General features: G+C 72.7%; 21 protein-coding genes. 5 read left to right on the plus strand and 16 right to left on the minus strand.

Translation table 11 applies throughout. The features are described 5' to 3' along the window. Window positions 1-32: 32 nt before the first annotated feature. Window positions 33-428: a hypothetical protein gene (locus tag HAV39_RS23080; RefSeq protein WP_191841232.1), complete on the plus strand. Its 396-nt coding sequence runs from the start codon at window positions 33-35 to the stop codon at window positions 426-428. Between the two features lie 45 nt (window positions 429-473). Here HAV39_RS23080 and HAV39_RS23085 read toward each other — a convergent pair whose 3' ends face one another. Beyond that, window positions 474-1700, minus strand: a complete 1227-nt coding sequence (locus HAV39_RS23085; RefSeq protein ID WP_191841233.1) for a cytochrome P450 — start codon at window positions 1698-1700, stop codon at window positions 474-476. 1 nt (window position 1701) lies between these two features. Continuing rightward, entirely contained in the window at window positions 1702-3000 is a 1299-nt protein-coding gene (locus HAV39_RS23090; protein ID WP_191841234.1) for an SGNH/GDSL hydrolase family protein, read from the minus strand. A gap of 357 nt (window positions 3001-3357) precedes the next feature. Here HAV39_RS23090 and HAV39_RS23095 point away from each other — a divergent pair, with 357 nt between their 5' ends. Genes HAV39_RS23095 through HAV39_RS23105 form a run of 3 tightly spaced genes read left to right on the plus strand, consistent with a single transcriptional unit; the run spans window position 3358 to window position 7716 of the window. Further along, window positions 3358-4932, plus strand: a complete 1575-nt coding sequence (locus HAV39_RS23095) for an AMP-binding protein (RefSeq protein ID WP_191841235.1) — start codon at window positions 3358-3360, stop codon at window positions 4930-4932. Beyond that, a complete protein-coding gene (locus tag HAV39_RS23100; RefSeq protein WP_191841236.1) occupies window positions 4932-7025 on the plus strand; it encodes an MFS transporter in 2094 nt (697 codons plus the stop codon). The genes HAV39_RS23095 and HAV39_RS23100 overlap by 1 nt, the downstream gene beginning before the upstream one ends. After that, the gene (locus HAV39_RS23105; protein ID WP_191841237.1) at window positions 7018-7716 is read left to right on the plus strand and encodes an SGNH/GDSL hydrolase family protein; all 699 of its coding nucleotides are present in this window, start codon (window positions 7018-7020) and stop codon (window positions 7714-7716) included. Before HAV39_RS23100 ends, HAV39_RS23105 begins: the two co-directional genes overlap by 8 nt. 11 nt (window positions 7717-7727) lie before the next feature. Here the strand turns inward: HAV39_RS23105 and HAV39_RS23110 are convergent, their stop codons facing one another. After that, window positions 7728-8216 carry an isochorismatase family protein gene (locus tag HAV39_RS23110; RefSeq protein ID WP_191841238.1) on the minus strand — a complete coding sequence of 163 codons (489 nt, stop codon included), beginning with the start codon at window positions 8214-8216 and terminating at the stop codon, window positions 7728-7730. Between the two features lie 228 nt (window positions 8217-8444). Here HAV39_RS23110 and HAV39_RS23115 point away from each other — a divergent pair, with 228 nt between their 5' ends. After that, complete coding sequence (locus HAV39_RS23115; RefSeq protein WP_191841239.1) at window positions 8445-9506, plus strand: S1 family peptidase; 1062 nt, start codon at window positions 8445-8447, stop codon at window positions 9504-9506. Window positions 9507-9562: 56 nt separating this feature from the next. Here the strand turns inward: HAV39_RS23115 and HAV39_RS23120 are convergent, their stop codons facing one another. The 13 genes from HAV39_RS23120 to HAV39_RS23180 all read right to left on the minus strand — a co-directional run bounded on the left by HAV39_RS23120 (window position 9563) and on the right by HAV39_RS23180 (window position 22760). After that, window positions 9563-10537: an alpha-ketoacid dehydrogenase subunit beta gene (locus HAV39_RS23120; RefSeq protein ID WP_191841240.1), complete on the minus strand. Its 975-nt coding sequence runs from the start codon at window positions 10535-10537 to the stop codon at window positions 9563-9565. Then, complete coding sequence (locus tag HAV39_RS23125) at window positions 10537-11535, minus strand: thiamine pyrophosphate-dependent dehydrogenase E1 component subunit alpha (RefSeq protein WP_239120282.1); 999 nt, start codon at window positions 11533-11535, stop codon at window positions 10537-10539. Before HAV39_RS23125 ends, HAV39_RS23120 begins: the two co-directional genes overlap by 1 nt. 105 nt (window positions 11536-11640) lie before the next feature. Beyond that, a complete protein-coding gene (locus HAV39_RS23130) occupies window positions 11641-12633 on the minus strand; it encodes a methyltransferase (protein ID WP_191841241.1) in 993 nt (330 codons plus the stop codon). Between the two features lie 94 nt (window positions 12634-12727). After that, window positions 12728-13516, minus strand: coding sequence for a DUF3050 domain-containing protein (locus tag HAV39_RS23135; RefSeq protein WP_191841242.1), 789 nt, complete (start codon window positions 13514-13516; stop codon window positions 12728-12730). A 29-nt stretch (window positions 13517-13545) separates the two neighbouring features. Beyond that, the gene (locus tag HAV39_RS23140) at window positions 13546-14457 is read right to left on the minus strand and encodes a phytanoyl-CoA dioxygenase family protein (RefSeq protein WP_191841243.1); all 912 of its coding nucleotides are present in this window, start codon (window positions 14455-14457) and stop codon (window positions 13546-13548) included. A gap of 60 nt (window positions 14458-14517) precedes the next feature. Continuing rightward, entirely contained in the window at window positions 14518-15639 is a 1122-nt protein-coding gene (gene hppD, locus HAV39_RS23145; protein WP_191841244.1) for a 4-hydroxyphenylpyruvate dioxygenase, read from the minus strand. Between the two features lie 335 nt (window positions 15640-15974). Next, entirely contained in the window at window positions 15975-17291 is a 1317-nt protein-coding gene (locus HAV39_RS23150; protein ID WP_191841245.1) for a beta-ketoacyl-[acyl-carrier-protein] synthase family protein, read from the minus strand. Next, entirely contained in the window at window positions 17288-18904 is a 1617-nt protein-coding gene (locus HAV39_RS23155; RefSeq protein WP_191841246.1) for a class I adenylate-forming enzyme family protein, read from the minus strand. Before HAV39_RS23155 ends, HAV39_RS23150 begins: the two co-directional genes overlap by 4 nt. Continuing rightward, window positions 18904-19458: a beta-ketoacyl synthase chain length factor gene (locus HAV39_RS23160; RefSeq protein WP_191841247.1), complete on the minus strand. Its 555-nt coding sequence runs from the start codon at window positions 19456-19458 to the stop codon at window positions 18904-18906. Before HAV39_RS23160 ends, HAV39_RS23155 begins: the two co-directional genes overlap by 1 nt. A gap of 124 nt (window positions 19459-19582) precedes the next feature. Next, window positions 19583-20725, minus strand: coding sequence for a beta-ketoacyl synthase N-terminal-like domain-containing protein (locus tag HAV39_RS23165; RefSeq protein ID WP_191841248.1), 1143 nt, complete (start codon window positions 20723-20725; stop codon window positions 19583-19585). After that, the gene (locus HAV39_RS23170) at window positions 20718-20921 is read right to left on the minus strand and encodes a hypothetical protein (RefSeq protein ID WP_120321414.1); all 204 of its coding nucleotides are present in this window, start codon (window positions 20919-20921) and stop codon (window positions 20718-20720) included. Before HAV39_RS23170 ends, HAV39_RS23165 begins: the two co-directional genes overlap by 8 nt. Window positions 20922-21013: 92 nt before the next feature. Then, window positions 21014-21271 carry an acyl carrier protein gene (locus tag HAV39_RS23175; RefSeq protein ID WP_120316423.1) on the minus strand — a complete coding sequence of 86 codons (258 nt, stop codon included), beginning with the start codon at window positions 21269-21271 and terminating at the stop codon, window positions 21014-21016. Between the two features lie 76 nt (window positions 21272-21347). Next, complete coding sequence (locus tag HAV39_RS23180) at window positions 21348-22760, minus strand: class I adenylate-forming enzyme family protein (RefSeq protein ID WP_191841249.1); 1413 nt, start codon at window positions 22758-22760, stop codon at window positions 21348-21350. Window positions 22761-22802 lie beyond the last annotated feature (42 nt).

Genomic DNA, 22802 nt, shown 5'->3' on the forward strand with positions numbered 1-22802 from the left:
TGCCCTGCCGCCGGGCGAGGCAAGGAGTCGCGATGGCCTTTCAGGACCGCATGACCCTGCGCAACATGTACCTGTACCTCGTCTGCCTGATCACCCTCGTGATCTCCATCTTCGCCGCGGTGAACCTGGTCCGCAGCACGGTCGAGCTGCTCTACCCCGACCCCGGCTACTACGGCTACGTGCCCCGCTGTGCCGAGAGCAAGCCGGGTCAGGCATGCACGCCCGCCGAGGAGGCGGCGTTCGCCGTGGAGCAGAAACGCATCGAGAAGCTGACCCGCGACTCGCAGCGCCGCCAGGCGGTGCTGAGCATCGTCGGCTCGGCGACCACGCTGGCCATCGCGGTGCCGGTCTACATCTACCACTGGCGCCGCATCCAGACCGAACTCCCGCCGCGCCCCCCGGTGACGAGCGGCGAGCCGCCGGCCTGATCCGGCGTCGCGGCCGGTGGCGGCCGTCCACCACGGCGGGCCTGGTCAGGCCAGGGTCAGCCACAGCTGCTCGTGGCCCCGCAGCATGAGCTGCCGAGGCGTACCCGGTGGCGCGGCGAGCCGGATGTCGCCGAACCGGTCCAGCAGCATCGCCAGCCCGCGCTGGCCCTCCAGCCGGGCCAGCGCGGCGCCCAGGCAGTAGTGCGCTCCCGCCCCGAAGCTGAGCGTCGCCGGCTCGGTCCGATCCGGGTCGAACACGTCCGGCCGGTCGAACTGCGCCGGATCCCGGTTCGCGGCCGCCAGCAGCACCAGCACCCAGCAACCGCCCGGGATCGGCACCCCCGCGACCTCGGTGTCCTGCGCGACCCACCGTACGGAGAAGTGCGTCGGCACCTCGTACCGCAGGATCTCCTCGACGTACCGCGGCGCCAGCGACAGGTCCGCGCGCAGCCGCGCCAGCTCGTCGGGCCGCTCCAGCAGCAGCGTGAGCCCGTTGCCGAGCAGGTGTGTCGTGGTGACGAACCCGGCATTGAACACCACGATCAGGTTGGCGAGCAGTTCCTCCTCGCTCAGCGGCGTCCCGTCGGACTCCAGCGCCTGCACCAGCGTGGTGATCATGTCGTCGCGCGGGTCCCTGCGCCGCTGCGCGGCCAGGTCGGCGAAGAACGCCGTGATCTCCTCGGCCGCGGTGTCGGCGGCGGCCACGTTGTCGGCGGTCGCGCCGCCGAGTTCCAGGATCGCGCCGAGCGCCAGCGCGCGGGGGCGATACCAGGCGCGGTCGGCCTCGGGCACGCCGAGCAGCTCGCCGAGGACGTTGGCGGGCAGCGGGAACGCGAACTCGCTCATGAAGTCGACCTTCGCGCCGCCGGCTGCCTGTGCGGCGAGCCGGTCGAGCAGGTCCGCGGTCATCCGGTCGAGCGCCGGTTCGAGCGCGTTGATGCGGCGCGGGGTGAAGGCCTGGTTGAACATCTTGCGCATGCGGGTGTGCCGGGGCGCGTTGGTGAAGAAGACCGAGTTCATGAACACGGCGTGCGCCCGGTTGCCCTCCCAGGTGGGCTTCGCGCCGAGCAGCGTGGAGTCCATCACCTTGAACGTCGCCGAGTCCCGCAGCACGGCCGCCGAGGCCTCGTAGCCGTGCACCACGTAGCCGTACCGGTCGCCCGGCGCGACCCGGCAGACCGGGCCGTGGCGGTGGAGTTCGGCGTAGAACGGGTAGGGGTCGCGGCGCACCTCGTCGGTGTGCAGCGCCGCCAGCGAGACCTCGGCGGCCACGTCAGTCCTCGTCGGCGTCGTCGGCGAGGAGCAGGTCGAGCGGCACGGCCTTGGCCATCGCCTCGTTGCCGGCGTCGTTGGGGTGGATGTGGTCGCCGCTGTCCCACTCGGGGCGCAGCTTGGTCGGGTTGGCCGGGTCGCGCAGCGCGGCGTCGAAGTCGATGATCCCGTCGAACTCGGTGCTGGTGCGGATGTACGAGTTCACCTGCAGCCGCACCGAGTCCAGCGTCGGGGTGTACGCGACCACGCCCGGCGCGGACTCGAAGGCGTTCCACGGGCTCAGCGTGCACACGATGACCTTCAGCCCGGACTGCCGGGCCACCGACGCCATCTGCTGGATGCGCGCGATGATGTTGTCCGCGGTGTCCTGGCTGAGCCAGACGTCGTTGATGCCCAGGGCGAGGATGACGGTGCGCACCCCGGTCTGCCCGAGCACGTCGAAGTGGAACCGGGACGCGCCGTTCATGCCGAGCTCGTTGACCCCGAGGTCGGCGCCGTTGAGGGTGAGCCGGTTGCCGGACAGGCCCGCGTTGAGGATGCCGGGGGCCCGGCCCTCGGGCGCCTCCTTGACCAGCCGCGCGCCCAGGTAGTCGGTCCAGCGGCGGTCGGCGTTGACGGTCGTCTTCAGCCCGTCGGTGATCGAGTCGCCGAGCACCACGATCGAGCCCTGCCCGCTGCGGTTGAGCACGTCCAGGCCGGCGAGGTAGTACCAGTTGTTGCGGGTCTCGGCGAGCTTCGCGCCGCTGGCCTCGCTCGCGTGGTCGCCGGTGCCGATGTAGGTGGTCTCCCGGGAGTAGATGTGCCAGGTGGCCGGGTTCGGCTTCGGCTGGGCCGGCACGTAGAGGGTCACCGCGACGTCCTGCGAGGCCGGGACCTCCATCGGCACCGGGTCGCTGACCGCGCTGCCGCCGGAGGGGATGGTCACCTGCTTCTGCCCGTTGAACGTGGCGTCGACCACCGAGCCGGGTTTCAGGTCGCCGGGACCGGCCTCGGGCCACGGCAGCGCGAGCGTGGCGCGGCCGATGGTGAGCGGCGCGGTGCCGTAGCGGTTGGACAGCCGGATGCGGGCCTGGGTGCCGCCGACCGAGGTGTGCACGAACATCCGGATGGTCTGGTCGGAGAAGCCGTCCTTGGACTTGCCGGCGCCGGCCGGGGTCAGCGCCGCGGACCAGGAGCCCGTCCAGGCCTCCGGCTCGGGGGCGACGGCCTGGCTGTTCGCGGTGGCGACCAGCAGGGTCGAGCCGACGGTCACCAGGGTGACCAGTGCCATCAGGAATTGCCGTTGCCGGGGGCTGTTCATCGGCGCGAAGCTCCTCGGTCGCTGAGGGGTGTGTCGACCATCGGTCACCGGGATCCGGGCGTCGCCATGCGGCCGCAGGCGCCGGCGGCGCACCGGGCTCGGTGGTGTTCAGGTCGGCAGTCTAAGCCGATCGAAGCGCCGTTGGCACCATCGGAATCGATGGACCGTCCGCTCAAGACGTCTGCATACGCAAATGTCCCGATTGGAAAATGACGGCTGTACGAATCGACGACCCTAGGTGGTGGCTGATTCATCCCGGCGGCGGTATCGTCCCCGCGTAGGCCGCTGCCACACTCCCGGAACCGGCCTGCCACCAGCGAATCCGCTGTCTCCTGACCGAACTGGGGTGACTCGACCGTGGGCGATCGGACATACGATCCGGCAGACAACTACGCCGCGAAGGCATTGACGCTATTCACCGGATACGGTGACGCCGAAGCGCTCGTCGCGGTCGACGGCCGGCGCTACTCCTACGCCGAGGTGCGCGCCGAGGTGATCGCGATGGCGGGGGCGCTGTGGGCGCACGGCATCCGTCCCGGGCAGGCGCTGGGCGTGCTCGCCCGCAACCCCGCCGAGTCGGTCTTCCTGCAGCTCGCGGCCGGGCTGATGGGCTGCCGTACCGCGTGGATCGCCAACAACGCCCCGCCGCGCTTCCGGCGCGGCTTCCTCGACCTGGCCGAGGTCGACGCCTTCGTCTACGACGCCGGCAAGCTGCCCGAGATGGGCGCGGAGCTGGCGGCGCTCGCCGCGCCCCGCCCGGTGTTCTGCTTCGGGCCGGGCGGCGCGGGGCCGGATCTCACCGCCGGGCCGCCCGCGACCGAGCTGCCGTTCGACCCGGCCGCCGTCACCGACGAGCCGTCGTCGCTGTTCCAGACCGGCGGCACCACCGGCTCGCCGAAGCTGGTGCACCACGGGCACCGCTTCTTCGCCGCGCTGCACGCCCTGTCGGAGTACTACCTCAGCGGCGGCCAGCCCACCCTGCGGCACCTGCTCGTCGCCGGCACCTGGCACGTCAGCGCGCAGACGGCGGTGTTCATGACGCTGTTCACCGGGGGCACCGCGTTCCTGCACGACGGCCTGGACTACCCGCTGTTCTACGACACCGTCGAGCGAGAGCGCATCAACAGCACCCTGCTCGCCCCGCCCCTGCTGTACGTGCTGCTCGACGACCCGAAGTCGGCCGGGGTCGACTTCAGCAGCCTGCACACGCTGACCGTGTCCGGCGCGGCGGCCTCCCCGGCCCGGCTCACCCAGGCCATCGAGCGCTTCGGCCCGGTGCTGCGCATCGTGTACGGCATGAGCGAGTCCCCGTTCATCTCGGCGCTGCCCGGGCTCGACCACGACCCGGCGCACCCCGAGCGGCTGTCCTCGTGCGGCATCCCGTACGGCGACGTGCGCGTGCAGGTCCGGGGCGAGGACGGGGCCGTGCTGGCGCCCGGCGAGGTCGGCGAGGTCTGGATCACCGGCTCGCTGCTCATGCGCGGCTACTGGGGCATGCCCGAACTGACCGCGCAGACGCTCGTCGACGGGTGGCTGCGCACCGGGGACGTGGGCCGGCTGGACGCCGACGGCTACCTGTACCTGCTGGACCGGGTCAAGGACATGATCGTGACCGGGTTGAGCAGCACCAACGTCTTCTGCCGCCCGGTCGAGGACGCGCTGGCCGCCCATCCCGAGGTGGTCGCCGCGACGGTCATCGGCGTGCCGCACGAGCTGGAGGGCGAGGCGGTGCACGCGTACGTGGTGCGCACGCCCGACGGCACGGTCACCGCCGCGGAGCTGATCGCGCTGGCCACCGCCGAGCTCAACGCCATGTGGGCGCCGCAGCAGGTCGAGTTCATCGACGAGTTCCCGCTGACCGAGTCCGGCAAGGTCGACAAGAAGGTTCTGCGGGAGCGGTACGCCGCCCGCACCGGTCCTGGAGGGCACTGATGACGATCAACGCCGCACCCGCGGTCGGCGACCCGGCACCGGAGCAGGCCGAGCAGGCCGCCGCGCTGCCGGTGCTGGCCGCCGAGGCGGTGTCGACCCTGGCCACCCGGATGTCGCTGCTGGTCGTGCCGTGGCTGATGCTCGCCGCGGACGCCGACTGGCGTGCCGTCGGACTGGTCTCGGCGGCGCAGGTGCTGGCATACCTGCTGGCCGGGCCGGTGGGCGTGGCCCTGGCCGACCGGCTGCGCCCGGTGCGGCTGGCGGTGTCGGCCGACCTGCTCAGCGCGCCGGCGCTGGCGGGGATCGCGTACTTCGCGCTGCCGGACTCGGCCCTGGCGGCAGCGCCGGGACTGCTCGGCGCCGCCGGGCTGGGCGCGCTGGCGGCGCTGGCCGGCGCGCTGCGCGCGATCGGTGACCGGGCCCGGAACGCGGTGCGCCGCGACGCCGGTGACGACGGCGTACGGCCACCGCGGTCCGGTGTGGTCCGTGCGCTGCAGGTGATCGTGGTGCTCGCGGGCGGCGCGGCGGCGGGTGTGCTGGCGGTGCGCCTGGGCCCGGCCGGGGTGTTGTGGCTCGACGCGGTGCTGTGCGCGCTCGGCGCGGCGATGCTGGTGCAGGCGGTCACGGTGCGGCCGCGGCCCGATGCCGCGTCGCCGCCGTCCGAAGTGCTCAGCGGCGAGGTGCTGCCCGCCGAATCCGGCTCGGGGAGCGCGGCGGGCGCCACGCAGGGTCCCGCCGCGACCCGCTCCGATGAGGGGGCGCGCACGGCTGACCGCGACACCACGGCGTCCGATGCGGACGATGCGGCGGGCGGGGGCCGTGTCGCCGTCGCGTCCCGGGCCGCGGGCGACGCGCCGCTCAACGGCCGGGTGACGGCCGCGCCGCGGACGGACGACGCCTCGGCGGCCACCGGCGGGGCCGACGACGCGTCGACGGCCACCGGCGCGGATCGGGCGGGCGACGCCTCGGCAGCTACCGCCACCGATCGGGCGGGCGACGCCTCGGCAGCTACCGCCACCGATCGGGGCGGCGACGCCTCGGGCACGCGTGGGCGGCATGCAGCGGAGGAGCCGCGCCCGGCCGGGGACGGTCGGCAGGCCCTGCCGATCGCCCGCACCCAGGCGCGTGACCTGCGGCGCAGTGCCATGGCCGAGCTGCGGGCCGACGGGCTGGTGCGCCGCCTGGCGGCAGTGCTGTTCGTGACCAACCTGATGGTGCAGGGCGGGGCGGTGCTGCTGGTGGCGGCGTGGATGGCGCACGTGCTGGGCGAGCCGGACCTGCTCGGCCTGGTCGGCGGGGCGTTCGCGCTGGGCGCGGTCGCCGGGTCGGTGGTGCTGACCGGGCTGACCCGGACACCGTCGCGCCACCTGCTGCCGGCGCTGGCCTTCCTCGCCGGTGGCGGGGCCGCCGCCGTCGTCGCCGGGCTGCCGCCCGTGCAGCTGATCATCGCCGTGGTCGCGGCCGTGTGCGGGGCGACCCTGTCGTCCGTGACGCCGCCGCTGGGCATGCTGCTGTCGCAGCGGGTGCCGGTGCCGGTGCGCAGCCGCGTCGGCGGGTTCGCCGCCGGCTTCGCCTACCTGGGTGTGCCGCTCGGCACGGCCGCCGCGGCCTGGGCGCTGCCCCGGCTGGAGCTGCGCTGGGCGCTGGCCGCCGCGGCCGGGGCGTACCTGGTGGCGCTGCTGGCCCCGGTCTTCGCGTACCGCACCTGGCGGCAGCTGAGCGCGGGCGCGCCGGCCGTGCTGACCGGCGCGGCCCGGCTGCCCGCCCGCCTGTCCGTGACACTGGCCTACGCCAACGGCCAGTGGCTGGTCGAGGTGCGCAAGGGCCGTGCCCTGCTCGGCTCGCGACACCTGGTGAAGAGCTCCGAGGCGCTGAACATGCTGGCCCTGCTGGACGTGCCGGGGGTGCGCCGCAGCGTCGAGGAGGCGCTCACCGTCGATCAGACCGAGGCGTCCCGGCAGGCCGAGCGGATGCGCAGCGAGCTGGCCGAGCTGGAGGCGAAGCTGGCCGGGCTGTCGGAGATGGCCGAGCTGAGCGAGGTGCGCCTGCCGGTGCAGCAGAACCCCAACAGCAAGGCGACCAGCCATGGCTGACGGGTACGCCGCCACCCTGGAGGCGGCCGACCCGTACTGCCTGCGCCCCGGCGAGGCGGCGGCGCTGCTGGCCGGGCATCCCTGGAAACGTTTCGTGGTGCTGGGCGACAGCGTCGCCTCCGGCGTCGGCGATCCGGTGCCCGGTTACGTGGCGCAGGCCTGGTGCGACCGGATCCGCAGTGAGCTGGCCGAGCAGCAGCCCGACCTGTGTTATCTCAACCTCGGGGTGCGCGAGCTGCGCGCGGCGGAGATCCGTGCGCAGCAGCTGGACCGCGCGCTGCGTTTCGCGCCGGATCTGGCGCTGATCTCGGCGGGCGGCAATGACGCGATGCGTCGCTCGTACCAGCCGGACGCGGTGGACGAGGAACTGGCCGCGATGATCATCGCGCTGCGCGCGGCCGGTGCGGATGTCATCACGGTCGGCATGTTCGACGTGTCCTTCGCGCCGTCCTTCCCGGAGCCGGTGAAGCAGCAGGTGGGGGAGCGGATGCGGATGCTGTCGACGCGCACCGCGGCGCTGGCCCGGCGGCTCGGCGCGATCCACGTCAACTGCACCGGTCATCCGGCCGAGCGGGACCCGGCCAGCTACAGCGCCGACGGCGTACACGGCAACCTGCGCAGCCACAGCATCTGCGCCGCGCTCACGGTGCGCCGCCTCGGCCTCCACCTGGGCCGTGACGGCACGGCCTGACCGGGGGACGGTCAGAGGTAGTCGGCGGTGGTGCGGACCCGGCCCAGGCGGGGGAAGGTGCGGTGCACCGCCATCTCGTGCTCGTCGGTGGCCAGGCCGGACATGGCGTCCTCGACGAACTCCAGGTCGTAGCCGAGGTCGCCGGCGGCCCGCGCGGTGGACTCCACGCCCATGGTGGTGACCAGCCCGGCCAGCACCAGCGTGGTCACGCCGCGCCGCTGCAACTGCTCCTGCAGGTCGGTGCCCTGGAACGCGCCGATGGTGCGCTTGACCACGACGACGTCACCGGGCTGGGCCAGGCCCTCGACCAGGTCGCTGCCGGGCGGCTGGACGGTGACGTCGGGCCGCTCGACGCGCACCAGCACCACCGGCCGGTCCACCGCCCGGAACGCGTCCGCGAGCCGCGTGCACCGGCGCAGCACGTCGTCGCCGGAGTGGGGCTCGACGGGCAGCGCCACGATGCGGGGCATCAGGTCGATCAGAACGAGAGCGGTGGTCACGAGTCGATCTTACTCCGCCGTGACGTGCCGCGATCATTCGTGGCCGTGGCGGGACGCTCCCGGAGCCGTCAGGGTTGCACGCTGAGCAGAGTTGGCACATCCATTTAGCAAGCTAAATATTGAAGATTCTTGCAACGTTTGGCATCGTGTTCCAGGACCGAGCGCCCCAACCGGGCAACCCGGTCACCTCCGGCATGTCACCACATGCCATAACCCCGAGGAGGAACCATGCTCCACACCGGATCCCCGTTCCGGCGTATCGCCGTGCGCGCGGCCGCGGCCGCCCTGCTCGCCGCGGGTCTGCTGGTCCCGGCGACCGCCCAGGCCGCCCCCGCCGGCGGCACCGGGCCCGCGCTGACCGCCGACACGGCAACCGCTCTCGCGGCCGAGGTCGACTCGGCCGGCGTCTACCAGGACAACGCCGGCAAGATCGTCGTCACCGTCACCGACAGCGCCTCCGCCGACCGGGTCCGCGCCGCGGGCGGTGTCGCCCGCCTCGTCGCCCGCAGCGCCGCGCAGCTGAACGGCGCCAAGGCCGAACTCGACCGGCTCGCCCGCATCTCCGGCACCTCCTGGTACACCGACCCGATCAGCAACCAGGTCGTGGTCACCGCCGACAGCACCGTCACCGGGTCGAAGCTGGCCAAGCTGAAGGCCGTCACCGACCGTCTCGGCGATGCCGTGCGGGTGGAGACCACGGCCGGCACGCTCAGCCCGACCATCTCCGGCGGGAACGCCATCTACGGCGGCGGCTCGCGCTGCTCCCTCGGCTTCAACGTGCGCAGCGCCAGCGGCGTCTACTACTTCCTCACCGCCGGCCACTGCACCAACCTGGCCACGAGCTGGTACGCCAACTCGGCCCGCACCCAGCTGATCGGCACCCGCGTGGGCACCAGCTTCCCCGGCAACGACTACGGCATCGTGCGCTACGACAGCTCGATCTCCCACCCGGGCGACGTCTACCTCTACAACGGCAGCTACCAGGACATCACCAGCGCCGGCAACGCCACCGTCAACCAGACCGTGTACCGCAGCGGCAGCACCACCGGCCTGCGCAGCGGCCGCGTGCTCGGCACCGGCGCGACCGTCAACTACCCGCAGGGCACCGTCACCGGCCTGATCCGCACCAACGTGTGCGCGGAGGGCGGCGACAGCGGCGGCTCGCTGTTCGCGGGCACCGTCGCGCTGGGCCTGACCTCGGGCGGCAGTGGCAACTGCAGCTCCGGCGGCACGACCTACTTCCAGCCCGTCACCGAGCCGCTCAGCGTCTACGGCGTGAGCGTCTACTGAGGCCTCCTCCTCAGGTGAGGCAGCCGCCGGATCCCACCCGGCGGCTGCCGTCGGCGTCAGCGGCTGGACTTGTAGACCTCCTGCACGGCGGTGAGCAGCTGATCCTGCTGCGGCTGGACGGCGAGGTCGAGCTCGCGGGCGAACGGCAGCACCGCGCCGTCGGGGCGGGTGACCCGCTTGGGTGGCACCGTCAGCCGCATCTGCTCGGCGGCGGTGGCCAGGATCTCCCCGGCGATGCCGCACATCCGGTTGGAGTCGTCGATCACCACGAGCCGCCCGGTCTTGGCCACCGAGGCCGCGAGCCCGTCCCAGTCGAACGGGTGGAGCGTGCGCGGGTCGAACACCTCCACCGAGATCTGGTCGGCGAGCTGCTCCGCGACCGCCAGCGCCGACTGCACGAGATGGCCGACCGCGACCACGGTGACGTCCGTGCCCTCCCGGTGCACCCGGCCGACCCCGAGCGGGACCGGGCCGAGCGCGTCCATGTCCACGTCGGCCCGCACCCCGAGCGCCCCGGCCGGGGCGAACAGCACCACCGGGTCGTCGTCCCGGATCGCGGTCAGGAACAGCCCGTACGCGTCCTCCGGCGTCGCCGGCACCACCGTCTTCACCCCGACGTGGGCGAACAGCCCGTACGGGTGGTCGGAGTGCTGGCCGGCCCAGCCGCTGCGGGAGCCCGAACCCGGCACGAAGTAGGTCACCGGCACCTTCGCCTGCCCGCCCGTCATCAGCGAGAACTTGTGCGCCTGGTTGGCGATCTGCTCGAAGACCAGGAACAGCAGCGACGGGATCTGGAACTCGATGACCGGCCGCAGCCCGGCCAGCGCCGCGCCCGTCGCGAAACTGGTGAACGCCTGCTCGGACAGCGGGGTGTCGACGACCCGCAGGGGACCGTGCTTGGCCAGCAGGCCGGTGGTGACGTTGTTGACGCCCACGCCGATGTCCTCGCCGAGCACGCACACGGTGGCGTCACGGGCCATCTCGTCGGCCAGCGCCCGCTGCAGGGCCTTGAGGTAGGACAGTCGTGCCATCAGCGCACCGCCGTGTCGAGGAGTCCGATGCCGTCGCGGCCGCGCAGGCCGGTGGCGTACAGGTGGTCGAGCGCGCCGGCCGGGTCGGGGCGCGGGCTGTCCAGCGCGAACGCGACCGCCTCGGCCATCAGCGCCTCGACGTCGGCGTCGATCCCGGCCCGGGTGTCGGCGTCCAGGCGGGAGCCGTGCACGTCCAGCGGGTCGCGGGACCGGCCGGCCGCCACCTCCTCGTCGCTGCGGTAGCGCACCCGGGCCTTGTGCTCCCAGGTGTGGTGGGCGTCGAAGCGGTACGCGGTGGCCTCGATGAAGCTCGGCCCGGCCCCGGCGCGGCCGCGGGCCACGGCGTCGCGGGCCGCGTCCAGCACCGCCGCCGCGTCGACCCCGTCCACGCTGACCGCCGGGATGCCGAACGCCTCGGCGCGGCCGGTGATCGACCCGGCGACGGACTGCGCCACGGTGAGCGTGGTGGCGTACCCGTTGTTCTCGCAGACGAACAGCACCGGCAGCCGCCACAGCGCGGCCAGGTTGAACGTCTCCAGCAGCACGCCCTGGCTGACCGCGCCGTCGCCGAAGAAGCTGACCGCGACCCGGTCGCTGCCCTCCCTGACCGCGGCCCACGCGGCACCGGTGGCGATGGCCCCGCCCGCGCCGACGATGCCGTTCGCGCCGTAGATGCCCTTGCTGAAGTCGGCGGCGTGCATCGAGCCGCCCCGGCCCTGGTTGAGGCCGGTGGCCCGGCCGGTCAGCTCGGCGAGCATGCGCACCGGGTCGGCGCCCTTGGCCAGCACGTGCCCGTGCCCGCGGTGGGTGCTGGTGATGACGTCGTCGGCACGCAGGGCCGCGCAGACACCCGCGGCGATGGCCTCCTGCCCGATGTACGGGTGGATCCCGCCGATGATCTCCCCGGCGTGCACCAGCTCGATCGCCCGCTCCTCGAACCTGCGGATCAGCCGCATCGTCCGGTAGAGCCCGGTGTCCATGTCGCCTCGCTCGCGCATGCCCTCTCCTTTCTCAAGATCGCTCGACTTGCCAGGCAGGTGGGTGAAAGCGGGCTCAAGATACGCACGTGTGCCGGGCAAGTCCGGCGATCTCGAGCGGTCCGGTCATGCGACGCGGGCCTCCAGGACTCCCGCGCGGGCTGTGACGACCTCGAACCCGGCCTTGCCCAGCAGCTCCCGGTACTCGTGCTCGGTGCGGTCACGGCCTTCCAGGGTGACCAGCATGAGCAGGTCGACGAGCCCGGCGGCGGAGCGGCCCGCCGGATCGGCCTCCTCGGGCAGGAACTCCTCCAGCACGATCACCCGGCCGTGCGGTGGCAGCACCGCATGCACCCGGCGCAGGATCGCGACCGCGTTGTCGTCGTTCCAGTTGTGCAGCACCCGGGCCAGCGTGTAGACGTCGCCGCCGTCGGGCACCCCGTCGAAGAAGCTGCCCTCCACGCACGCCGAGCGCCCGGCCAGGCCCGCCTCGGCGAGTTTGGCGCGGGCCGCCGCGGCCGCGTCGGGCAGCTCCAGCAGCACGCCTTGCAGGTCCGGGTAGCGCTCCAGCAGCTCGACCAGCAGGCTGCCGTTGCCGCCGCCCACGTCGACCACGATGCGGGCCGCGCTCAGGTCGCAGCCGGCCAGCGCCTCCGGCGGGCGCTGGTCGCCCATGGACTCGTTGAACACCGCCGCGGCCTCGGGGTTGTCGCCGAGGTAGTCGTAGAACGGCCGGCCGTACACCGCTTCGAAGGCCGGGCGGCCGGTGCGCAGCGTGTGCATGATCTCGGCGAACGAGCGGAACACCTCGTCGCCCTGCATCAGCGCGTTGAGGCGCACCGAGCCGGGCACGTCGGCGCGCAGCAGCTCGGTGGTGGGGGTGAGCCCGTACGTGTCCGGGGCGGGGCGGGTGAACAGGCCCGTCAGGGCCAGCGCCCGCAGCAGGCGGCCCAGCGCGCGGGGATCCGCGCCACACCGGTGGGCCAGGTCGCCGACGTGCACCGGCCCGTCCGCCATCAGGTCCGGAACGCCGAGCCGGACCAGCGCGTACACGCCCTGGGCGACCCAGCTGCCGGAGAGGATGCCGAGGAGTTTGCGTCGGGCCAGTGCTTCGTTCATGGTGCTCTCCGAGCCGGGGTGAGGGTGTGCCGAAGTCGCGGCTCACAAGCGGACGACGCCGGTTGTGAGCCGCGACTGAAAAAAGAGAGGCCGGTCAGCTCGCGTTGATCGCGGAGAGGATGCCGGTCCACAGCTTCTGCCGGGCGGCCAGCGCCGCGTTGACCGTCTGCGCCGCCTGCGCCCACTTCTCGTCGTCGTCGCCGCACAGGTCGGTGACCATCTGCATGGCCATCGGCGTGTGGAACTCACCGTCGACCTCGATGTGCCGGGCCAGGTAGTCGACGAAGGTGTCGAGCTTGCCGCCCTCCTGGTTGACCTTGATGACCTGCTGGAACATGTCCGGGATCAGGTCCTCGCGGCCGAACGCGAACGCCGCGGCCTGGCAGTGGATCGGCAGCGTGTCGATGAACCGGAAGGTGGTGCGCACGAAGTCCGCCGAGACGGGGTTGACGTCCGCGCCGACCAGTGCCTGCTCCACCGTGCTGCCCTCGCCCAGCAGCTTGATCAGGTGGTTGATGACGCCGGTGTCCGCGCCGGCCTGGTCCATGCCGCCGACGTACAGCTCGAAGTGGCTGATGAAGCCGCCCTGCAGCTCGTCGCTCTCCTCGACCAGCACGATGTCGTTGATCAGGCGCCGGCTGCCGGTCGGGCCGCTCGGGATCCACGGCACGTTGACGCTGGTCAGGTGGCGCTGCAGCGACTTCAGCAGGGACATGAAGTCCCAGACCGCGAAGACGTGGTGCTCCATGAACGTGACGATGGCCTCGTGGTTGTCCAGCGCGGCGTACAGCGGGTGGGTGACGACCGCGTCGCGGGCCTCGCTCACCGCCTCCTCCAGCCGGGTGATGCCCGGATGCGTCTGACCCCAGTCGTAACGCGACATTGCTCTCTCCTTGTCGATCGGGTGGTCGTTCAGTGCTGAGCCGAGGTCCAGAGCACCGGGCAGTAGTCGGGGTCGGCGTAGTCGGGGCGGCCGTCGGGCGTACGGCGCACCAGCTCGTCGTGGTTGTAGCCGACGACGGAGCCGTCGCTGAGGGTGTACGGGCGGTACTGGTTCTCGCCGTCCTGCAGGTGCAGCGAGACCGCGCGGCGCGGACGGTCGCTGCGGTTGCCCGCGCTGCCGTGGTAGGTGCGGCAGTGGTGGAAGCTCATGTGGCCCTTGGGGATGATCATCGGCACCTTGGTGACCTGGGTGCCGTTGAACTCGGCGTTGCGGGCCAGCAGGACCTCCAGGTCCTCCTTGTCGCGCTCGGCGAAGTGCTTGGCGGTGGAGTCGTCGTTGCCGGTCTCCTGCCAGGCGTGGCTGCCGTCGACCATGGTGATGGTGCCCATCTCCTCGCCGCAGTCGTGGAAGGGGATGAACGCGGTGAGCATGCGCTCCGAGGTCGACGACGCCCAGTAGTGCCGGTCGAAGTGCCACGGCACCACGTTGGTCGGCTCGTCCGGGCGCGGCGGCTTGAAGATCAGGGTCGACTGGAAGATCCGGATCTCGTCGGCCTGGGCCAGCCGCGCCGCGACCGCGCCGATCAGCGGCTTGCGCAGCAGCTTGGCCAGGCCGTCGTGCTCGTAGTGCACGTAGTCGTTGTGCCGCTGCACGTCGCCGTGCTGCGGCTCCCAGTAGGCCAGGCGGCGCGGCCGCAGCGGCAGGGAGCGGCTGCGCTCCCCGGCGTAGAAGCGCTCGCTGGCCTCGACCAGCTCGTCGACCTCGGCATCGGTGAACAGCTTCTTCGTCAGGTACCAGCCGTGCGCGGCGTAGAACGCGACGTCCTCGTCGGAGGGCAGCAGCTCCCGCTCCTCGTCGGTCAGATGGAACTGTTCGGCCATGGGGTGACTCCTCGCCAGGGTGGGGGTGGGGGTGTGGTGGTGCACGGGGGTGTCCCGGTCTCAGGCGGCGGCCAGGCCCGCGGGGCGGGCGTCCTGTGCGGGCGCCGGCACCGCCTCGGCGGGGGCCGCCAGCTCGCGCTCCTTGGCCTCGTACAGCGCCTTGATGTTGCTGCTGCCGAAGGTCAGCGCGCCGTGCCGCTCGATCAGCTCCAGGAACAGCGTCCGGCGCACGTGCATGGACTGCGTGAAGATCTGGTACAGCTCGCCGTAGTGGTCGGTGTCGACCAGCACCCCGAGCTGGCGCAGCTCCGCGATGGGCAGGTCGACGCTGCCCAGGCGCTGCTCCAGCGCGTCGAAGTAGGTGCCCGGCGTGCTGAGGAAGCCCACGCCCCGCTCGGCGAAGGTGCGCACCGCGGTGACGATGTCGTTGGTGCGGAAGGCCACGTGCTGCACCCCGGCCCCGGCGTGCCAGGACAGGAAGTCGTCGATCTGACCGGGGCGGCGCGACAGGTCCGGCTCGATCAGCGTGAACGTCACCTGCCGCGACGGGCTCTGCACCACCTTGGAGTCCATGCCCTGCCCGCCGACCTCGATGTACTCCTCGAAGATCTCGGCGAAGCCGAAGACGTCCTGGTAGTAGCGCGAGGTGGCGGCGATCTCCCCGGCCGGCACGCAGATCGCGCAGTGGTCGATGACCTGCAGCAGGTCGTCGGCGTGCGACTGCTCGGGCACCGTCATCTCGATCGTGCCCGGCAGGAACTCCCAGCGGGAGCCGTGCCGCTCGACGAGGCGGTGGGTGACGTCGCCGAAGCCGGAGACGCTCGCCTCGACGACCCGGCCCGCACCGTTCTCGTGCACGGTCGGCGCGGACAGCGCGGCGGCTCCGCGCCCGACGACGTAGTCGTACAGGCCGGCGGCGTCGTCGGTCTCGAAGGCGATGACGGCCACCCCGTCGCCGTGGCGGCCGACGTAGAGCGTGGCCGGATGGTCGGCGACCAGGCCGGAGGTGAGCACGATGCGGATGTCCCCGTGCTGCAGCAGCAGCGAGCGCTGCCCGGCCAGGCCCGTCTGTGGCCCACCCTGCCCGCAGATCCGGAACCCGAATGCCGTGCACAGATAGTAGGCCGTCTGACGGGCGTCACCGACGTAGAACTCCAGGTGGTCGATGCCGAGAATGTTCATTTGCTACCTACCCCTTGGCGTACGATGTCCTGTTTTGCACTGACTGCTAGGACTCGCTCCTCGCCAGGTGGTGGGCGCGGAACGGGTCCACGGAACATGACTCGTCCCGGCGCTGCCGCTGTCGCGGCGCACGCCAAACGAACTCACCACGCTCCGATTGGCCGTCGTGCCCCTGTGACGTCCGTTGTTCACGACCCTCCCGCCGGAGCCGAACGCTCCGGCGAGGGCCGTCTGACTGTCACGCTAGCGGGTTATGCTGATGTCCCTCAATACCTAACTACGCAAATATTTAATTGCGACAGTATGTTGTCAGTCGCAAACGATTCGGTGACACCTCACTCGGTAAAACGGCTGAGTGACGTGGTGGGTCGACCCAGGACAAGGCTCACATTATGTCCGCCGAATCCGAATGAATTGGACAGTGCAAAACCGATGGGACTTTGCCGAGCCTTGCCGCGAATATGGTCGAGATCGCACGCGGGATCGGGGTCGTCGAGGTTCACCGTCGGCGGCAGCAGCCCGTGGCCCAGCGCCATGATCGTCGCGGCGGCCTCGATCACCCCCGACGCGCCGAGCATGTGCCCGGTAACCGCCTTGTTCGAGCTGACCGGCGGCATGGCCGAGGCGAACACCGTGTTCACCGCCAGCGACTCCGCCACGTCGCCCAGCTTGGTGCTGGTGGCGTGCGCGTTGAGGTAGCCGATGTCGGCCGGGGACAGCCCCGCGTCGGCCAGCGCCCGCCGCATGCATTCGGCCTGTCCCGCGCCGTCGGGCCGGGGGGTGGTCGGGTGGTGGGCATCGGTGGTCGCCCCCCAGCCGTGCAGCGTGGCGTACGCCGGGCGGCCCCGCGCGTCGGCGTCGGCGGCCCGCTCCAGCACGAACACGCCCGCCCCCTCGGCCAGCACCAGCCCGTTGCGCCGCGAGTCGAACGGGCGGCTCGCCGCCGCCGGGTCGTCGGCCCAGCCCTTGGCCAGCGCCCGGGTGTTGCCGAACGTGTCGGCCAGGGTCGGGAACAGGGGGGCCTCCCCGCAGCCGACGAGCACCACGTCCGCCTCGTCGTTGCGCAGGATGCGCATGCCCTCGGCGATCGACTGCGCCCCCGCCGCGCAGGCGGTGCCGATGGAGGAGCTGTAGCCGCGCAGGTCGTACTTGATGGCGATGCGCGCGGTGGCCATGTTCGGCAGCATCCCGGGCAGCAGGTACGGGCTCACCCCGAGCCGCCCCTTCTGCGTGCGCGTGATCACCTGCGCCTCCAGCGTGGCCAGCCCACCCGTGCCGGACACCACGGTCGCGGCCCGATACGGGTCCACGTCGCGGCCCACCACCAGGTCGGCGTCGGCCATCGCCTGCGCCGCGGCGACCAGGGCATGCACGATGTACCGGTCCAGCGTGCGCGCCTCCGGCCCGGGCAGCACGCTGGCCGCCTCGATGTCCGGGCCTTTGCCCATGACCTCCAGGGAGCCCTGCGCGGAGTGCCCCTCGGGGGTGGCGACGATCCCGGACCGGCCGGTGCACAGGGCGTCGAAGATGTCGTCGAGATCCTGCCCGACCGGGGTGACCAGGCCGATACCCGTGACGACGATGTCAGGACGGACGCTGGTGGGGAGTCCTCGGGAGTCTGCCGTCCAGGCAGGCCGACGGGAGCCGGTCATCGGGACGCACCCGCCAGGGCGCGCTCGCGCAGCACCAGCTTGCGCACCTTGCCGGTGGCGCCGGTGGGGATGTCGTCGTCGTGCACCGCGTTGACGTCGCGCAGCGTCGGCGCGGCGTGCTCGCCCAGCGCCGCGACGACGGCGTCCCGGCGGTCGGCCGCGGCGTCGGCGCCGGCCTTGAGCACCAGCAGCACGTCGGTGACCACCGTGCCGCCCTCGCGCACCGCCACGACGGTGCAGTCGAGCACGTCGGGGCAGCTCGCCAGGATCTTCTCCTCGGTCAGCGACGTGTGCAGCCACTGCCCGCCGTCCAGCACGACCGAGTCCACCGCCCGGTCCACGTGGTAGTAGTAGCCGTCCTCGTCGTAGTACACGAGGTCACCGGTCAGGTAGTAGCCCGACTGGCGGGTGCGGAACTCGGTGACCGAGTCGTTCCAGTACATCAGCTTCACCGTCGGCGACTTCAGGCCCAGGTGCCCGACCACGCCCGCGGCCACCGGCTCGCCGTGCTCGTCGAGCACCGCCACGTCGGCGAACACGTGCGGCCGCCCGATGCAGCGGTCGTAGCGCTCGGTGTCGACCCGGTGGGTGATGTGGAACGCGGAGTGGCCCATCTCGGTCGAGCCGATGCCGTCGATGAACATCGAGCCCTTCACCCGGGTCACCCCCTCGCGGGTGACCGTGTTGTGGCTGCCCACCGCGACCAGCGGCCGGATGTGCGCCTCGTGCGCGCAGTCGCCGGTGTTGAACCAGATCGCCACCGAATCGAGGTCGCGCTCGCCCAGGTCGTGGCGGGCCATGTCGGCCCAGGTCACCGCGAAGCCGAAGACGCCCGTGGGCTTGAACCGCTCGATCGCGTCGAGCACGTAGTCGCCCCGCTGCGAGGACAGGAACACCAGCTCGGCGCGGTTGCACAGGGCCTGGTTGATGGACAGGATGCCCGCGGTGTGCGCCGACGGCAGCGCGCACACGACCCGCTCGGTGCCCTGCGCCCGGGGGCCGGACAGCCGGATGCGGCGGGTGGCCGCGAACAGCGTGGTGTGCGAGTGCACGATCGCCTTCGGCAGGCCCGTGGTGCCCGAGGAGTGCGTGATCGAGATCGGGTCGTCCGGGTGGTGCCGATACGGCGGGGGAGCGGCGGCCGGGTCCGCGGAGCCCATCTCGGTGATGTCGCCGAGCAGGCGGGAGCCGAAGTCGCGGCCCTCCAGCAGCGCGGCGTGCCTGGCGTCGGTCAGCACCGCCTCGGCCCGCAGCCGGCGGATGTACTCGGCCGCGATCTCGCCGCTGAGGTTGCCGTTGAGCAGCGCCGGGATCGCCCCGATGCGGTTGAGCGCGAGGAACGACAGGATGACGTCGGCCGACGTGCTGGCGTACACCGCGACGGGATCGCGCCAGCCGATGCCGCGTCCGTGCAGCCACGCGGCGCGGGCCGCGACCCGCTCGTCGAGCTGCCCCAGGGTCAGCGGCTCCCACGCGGGATGGCCGTCGACGTCCACGTCGAAGGTCAACCCGGGGCCGGCCGGGTCCGCGCCGTGCGCCAGCAGCCGGGTGATGACGTTGCCCGCGCCGAGGTCGGCGTCGGCGGCGAGGATCGCCCGCAGGTTGGTTCCCATCAGCTGCACTCCTTCGGTCGGTTCACTTCGCTGTCACGTACGAGCACGGCCAGCGCGCGGTCGCGCCCGCCGTCGCCCAGGGCCTGCTCGGCCACCACGATCAGGGCCTCGTCGGCGTCGCCGTCGCGGATCAGCAGCGACGCCATCGCCAGCCCCTCGGCCAGGGACTCCGCGACCGGGTCCGGTCCGCCGCCGGGGCTCAGCGAGACCACCGGCCCGCCCAGCTCCCACCGCGCGGCCACGTACCCGGCCACCGCGTTGGGCACGGCCTGGAAGAACAGCAGCGGACCCAGCCGCCGCCCGCCGTCGACGGCCCTGGCGACCTCCGCCGCGGTCGCGGCGTCTCCGGTCGCCGAAGAGACGATCACCGCGGTACGCAGGCCGCGCTCCGCCGCCACCGGCGGCTGCCCGTGGGCACGGGTCAGGCAGCGCTTCGCGACCTCCGCCACCAGCGGACTGAACGTCGACATCACGAACCCCGCCAGCACCGGCGGCTCCATGTCCACCTCGGACTCCGGCCACGCCCCCCGCGCGAGTTCCACAAGATTGGTCATGCGCCCTCCGCCCATTTGTGCCCACCCGCCCCGAAGGCCCCCACCGCGCAACTCTTGAAGAGGTGCGGCTTCGAGGGCGGCTGGTGGCCCCAAGTCTTGAAGCGTTGCGGCGGGAGGGGGCGGGTCACGGCGCACCGACCACGAGGGCGGTGTTCGCGCCGCCGAAGGCGGCGTTGAGGCTGAGGGCGTAGGCCGGGGCGGTCGCGGTCGTCTCGGTGAGCACGCGCAGGGGGCAGTCCGGGTCAGGGCCGAGATAGCCAGCGTTGACCGGCAGGCAGCCTTCGCGCAGGGACCGCACCGTCGCGACCAGCTCCAGCAGCGGCGATGCTTCGAGGGCCTGGCCGTGCAGGGACTTGGTCGAGCTGATGGCGACCTCCGGCGCGTGCGGGCCGAGGGCGCGCAGCAGCGCGGCCGACTCGGCGGCGTCGCTCTGCGCGGAGCCCGAGCCGTGCGCGTTGACGTAGCCGATCTGTTCCGGAGCCAGCCCGGCACGGCCGAGGGCGGATGCGATCGCCCTGGCCAGGCCCGCGCCGTCGGGGCGCGGCTGCACCACGTGGTAGCCGTCCCCGGCGCGGCCCCAGCCGAGCAGCCGGGCCAGCGGTGCCGCGCCCCGGGCCGACGCGGCGCGGGCCGACTCCACCACGACCGCGGCCACCCCGTCGCCGAGCAGCAGCCCCTTGCGTCCCGCGCTGAACGGGCGCACCGCGCCGTCGGCGGCGAGCGCCCGGCCCGCGTCGAACAGCGCGAACTGGTCCGGATCGACCAGGTATCCGGCGGCCACCAGCAGCCGGTCGGCGTCGCCCGCGGCCACCGCGGCAGCGGCGTCGGCGACCGCGGTGCTGGCCGCGACGCAGGCACTGGTGTACGTGCGCACGGACCCGGACAGCCCCGCCTTCTCGGCGACGGTGAGCGTGAACGCGCCGGTGCGGCCGGGCCGGTCGGGCAGGCCGCGGGCCCCGTCGGGCTCGCCGTGCACGGCCAGCAGCAGGGGAGTCGTGGCCCGCTGCGCCGCGGACAGCCCGGCTGACGCGGCCGCCTCGTCCACCACCGCGAGCAGCTCGTCCAGCAGCACCGGCGCGCCGGGCAGCAGCGCGCCGACGCCCACCCGCCGGCCGCTCACGTCGAAGCGGGTGACCGGCGCGAACGCCGGCCGCCCCGATCGCAGCCCGGCCGACAGCGCCGCGACGCCCCGGCCGTACGCGCTGACCGCCGACAACCCGGTGACCACGACCTGCGCGCGGTCACCGGTAGGGCGCGGTTCAGTCACCGGCAGGCTCCGCCAGCACCTCGGCCAGCACCTCGACCGCGCCCGTCACCGTCGTCATGCGCATGAGCACGTCGTCGTCGAGGTCGAGCATCCGCCCGTGGCGCTGCTCGACCTGGTGCACCAGCCAGGCCAGCTCCAGCGAGTCGATGCGTTCGCGCACCTGCTCCGGGCTGCGCTCGCCGTAGCCGGCCAGCATCGCCACGACCGCCGCCCGGTCCGGTGCGGCCGGCTCGCCCGCGCGCTGGCGCGGCACGCCGAGGGACCCGGCGGCAGCGACAGGGGCGTCCATCACGCGCTCGCCAGGTTGCCGCGCTCGCGGATCGCCTCGGCGAACTCGCCGACGGTCATGGCCGCCATCTGCTCGGCCTCCTCGTCGCTGAACTTCACGCCGTAGGTGTCCTCCACCCGCACCGCGAGCTCGGCGACGGCCAGCGACTCCAGGTCCACGCCCGCCGAACCCAGCGGCGTGTCGGCGTCGACGTCGTCGATCGGGTAGTTCATGTCCGCGATCGCGTCGATGATGAACTGGCGTACGTCGGTGCTCATGTTGACTTCCTTCCATGGTGGAACGGCCCAACGGGCCCGGATCGGGATGGCAGTCGGGGGACGGGCGGCGCGTGCGCTAGGGGGCCGACGTCGGGTCCGCCGTGCGCAGCACCGCGCGGTCGCGCACGAGCTTGCCCGTCGCGGTGCGGGGCAGTTGCTCGACGATGTGCAGCACCCGCGGCCGCTTGTACGGGGCCAGCCGCACGGCCAGCTCGCCTTCCAGCGCCGCCGCCGCGGCCGGATCGGGCACCACCGCGAAGGCCTCGATGCCGCTGTCGAAGACGACCACCGCGCTCTCGACGCCGGGCAGGGCCGCCAGCGTGTGCTCCACCTCGGTCAGGTCGACCTTGAGGCCGCCGACCGACACCTGCGAGTCCAGCCGGCCGAGCACCGTCATCAGGCCGGTCGCCGGGTCGACCCGGCCCGCGTCCTTGGTGTGCAGCCAGCCGTCGACCCAGCGGGTCGGGTCCGACAGCCCGATGTACGGGCTCGCCGGCGTCGCGATCAGCAGCTCGCCGTCCAGCTCCCGCACCGTGATGCCGGGCGCGGGCAGGAGCGACGGGCGGTGCTCGCCGAACAGGTCGGTGGCGATGACCCCGACCTCGGTCATGCCGTACATGTTGCCCAGCACGATGCCGTAGCGGTCGGTGAAGCGCTGCGCCACCTCGGCGCGCACCAGCTCGCCGCCGGTGGTCATGCGCTTGAGCTGCGGCAGCTTCGGCGGGTTCGGGTTGGAGGCCAGCAGCTCGGTGTGGAACGGCACGCCCAGCAGCGTGGTCGGCGCCTCTCCGGCGGCCACCGCGCGCAGGATCGCGTCGACGGTCAGCCGCTCCGGCAGCACCAGCTCGACGCCCGCGTGCAGGCAGTAGAGCAGGCCGCCGACCAGGCCCAGCACGTGGACCACGGAGGCCAGCAGCACCACCCGCTCGCCGGGCAGCGGCACCCCGTCCATGCGGGTGTAGCGGTCGATCTCGGCGACCAGCTGCGCGGCGGTCCGGGCGATGACCTTGGAGGGGCCGGTGGAGCCGGAACTGAGCTGCACCACGGCGTGCCCGGTCTCGGCGGGACGGCCGTCGCGGGCCTCGGCGATGTCGGCGACCTCGTAGAAGGCGCGCAGCCCGCCCGGCAGGGTCCCGCTGAAACTCACCACGACCTGCGGCCGCAGCCGGTCGAGAGCCCGGTCGGTCTCGTACGCGGTCAGCCGGTGGTCCAGCAGCGCGACCTGCGCCCCGATCCGCCACGCGGCCAGCAGGTTCGCCGCGTATGCCAGGGACGGCGGCAGCCGCAGCACGACCGAGCCGCCCCGGGCCAGCCCGAGCCGGCGCAGGGTGTCCTCGCGGTCGGCGACGGCGTGGCGCAGACCCGCCCGGTCGACGGGGGAGCCGAAGTGGAGGCAGACGTCGCGGTCGTCTCCGGCGAGCAGGAGCTCGTCCACCCAGTCGGGGGTCGCCGTCAAGGGCGCGCCGGTCGCCCATCCCGAATTGCTCATAATTGCTCCGCCAGGGTGTCGCAAGGGTGCTGGAACCTGGGC

This window comes from Catellatospora chokoriensis (genome assembly GCF_011297315.1).
In the GTDB taxonomy this organism is placed as follows: Bacteria; Actinomycetota; Actinomycetes; order Mycobacteriales; family Micromonosporaceae; genus Catellatospora; species Catellatospora citrea.

Excerpts from the sequence above, each read along its gene's own strand:
- HAV39_RS23080 (WP_191841232.1), top strand. The coding sequence starts at position 33 with ATGGCCTTTCAGGACCGCATGACCCTGCGCAACATGTACCTGTACCTC.
- HAV39_RS23090 (WP_191841234.1), bottom strand. The coding sequence starts at position 3,000 with ATGAACAGCCCCCGGCAACGGCAATTCCTGATGGCACTGGTCACCCTG.
- HAV39_RS23100 (WP_191841236.1), top strand. The coding sequence starts at position 4,932 with ATGACGATCAACGCCGCACCCGCGGTCGGCGACCCGGCACCGGAGCAG.
- HAV39_RS23105 (WP_191841237.1), top strand. The coding sequence starts at position 7,018 with ATGGCTGACGGGTACGCCGCCACCCTGGAGGCGGCCGACCCGTACTGC.
- HAV39_RS23115 (WP_191841239.1), top strand. The coding sequence starts at position 8,445 with ATGCTCCACACCGGATCCCCGTTCCGGCGTATCGCCGTGCGCGCGGCC.
- HAV39_RS23120 (WP_191841240.1), bottom strand. The coding sequence starts at position 10,537 with ATGGCACGACTGTCCTACCTCAAGGCCCTGCAGCGGGCGCTGGCCGAC.
- HAV39_RS23125 (WP_239120282.1), bottom strand. The coding sequence starts at position 11,535 with ATGCGCGAGCGAGGCGACATGGACACCGGGCTCTACCGGACGATGCGG.
- HAV39_RS23130 (WP_191841241.1), bottom strand. The coding sequence starts at position 12,633 with ATGAACGAAGCACTGGCCCGACGCAAACTCCTCGGCATCCTCTCCGGC.
- HAV39_RS23135 (WP_191841242.1), bottom strand. The coding sequence starts at position 13,516 with ATGTCGCGTTACGACTGGGGTCAGACGCATCCGGGCATCACCCGGCTG.
- HAV39_RS23140 (WP_191841243.1), bottom strand. The coding sequence starts at position 14,457 with ATGGCCGAACAGTTCCATCTGACCGACGAGGAGCGGGAGCTGCTGCCC.
- hppD (WP_191841244.1), bottom strand. The coding sequence starts at position 15,639 with ATGAACATTCTCGGCATCGACCACCTGGAGTTCTACGTCGGTGACGCC.
- HAV39_RS23150 (WP_191841245.1), bottom strand. The coding sequence starts at position 17,291 with ATGACCGGCTCCCGTCGGCCTGCCTGGACGGCAGACTCCCGAGGACTC.
- HAV39_RS23155 (WP_191841246.1), bottom strand. The coding sequence starts at position 18,904 with ATGGGAACCAACCTGCGGGCGATCCTCGCCGCCGACGCCGACCTCGGC.
- HAV39_RS23160 (WP_191841247.1), bottom strand. The coding sequence starts at position 19,458 with ATGACCAATCTTGTGGAACTCGCGCGGGGGGCGTGGCCGGAGTCCGAG.
- HAV39_RS23170 (WP_120321414.1), bottom strand. The coding sequence starts at position 20,921 with ATGCTGGCCGGCTACGGCGAGCGCAGCCCGGAGCAGGTGCGCGAACGC.
- HAV39_RS23175 (WP_120316423.1), bottom strand. The coding sequence starts at position 21,271 with ATGAGCACCGACGTACGCCAGTTCATCATCGACGCGATCGCGGACATG.
- HAV39_RS23180 (WP_191841249.1), bottom strand. The coding sequence starts at position 22,760 with ATGAGCAATTCGGGATGGGCGACCGGCGCGCCCTTGACGGCGACCCCC.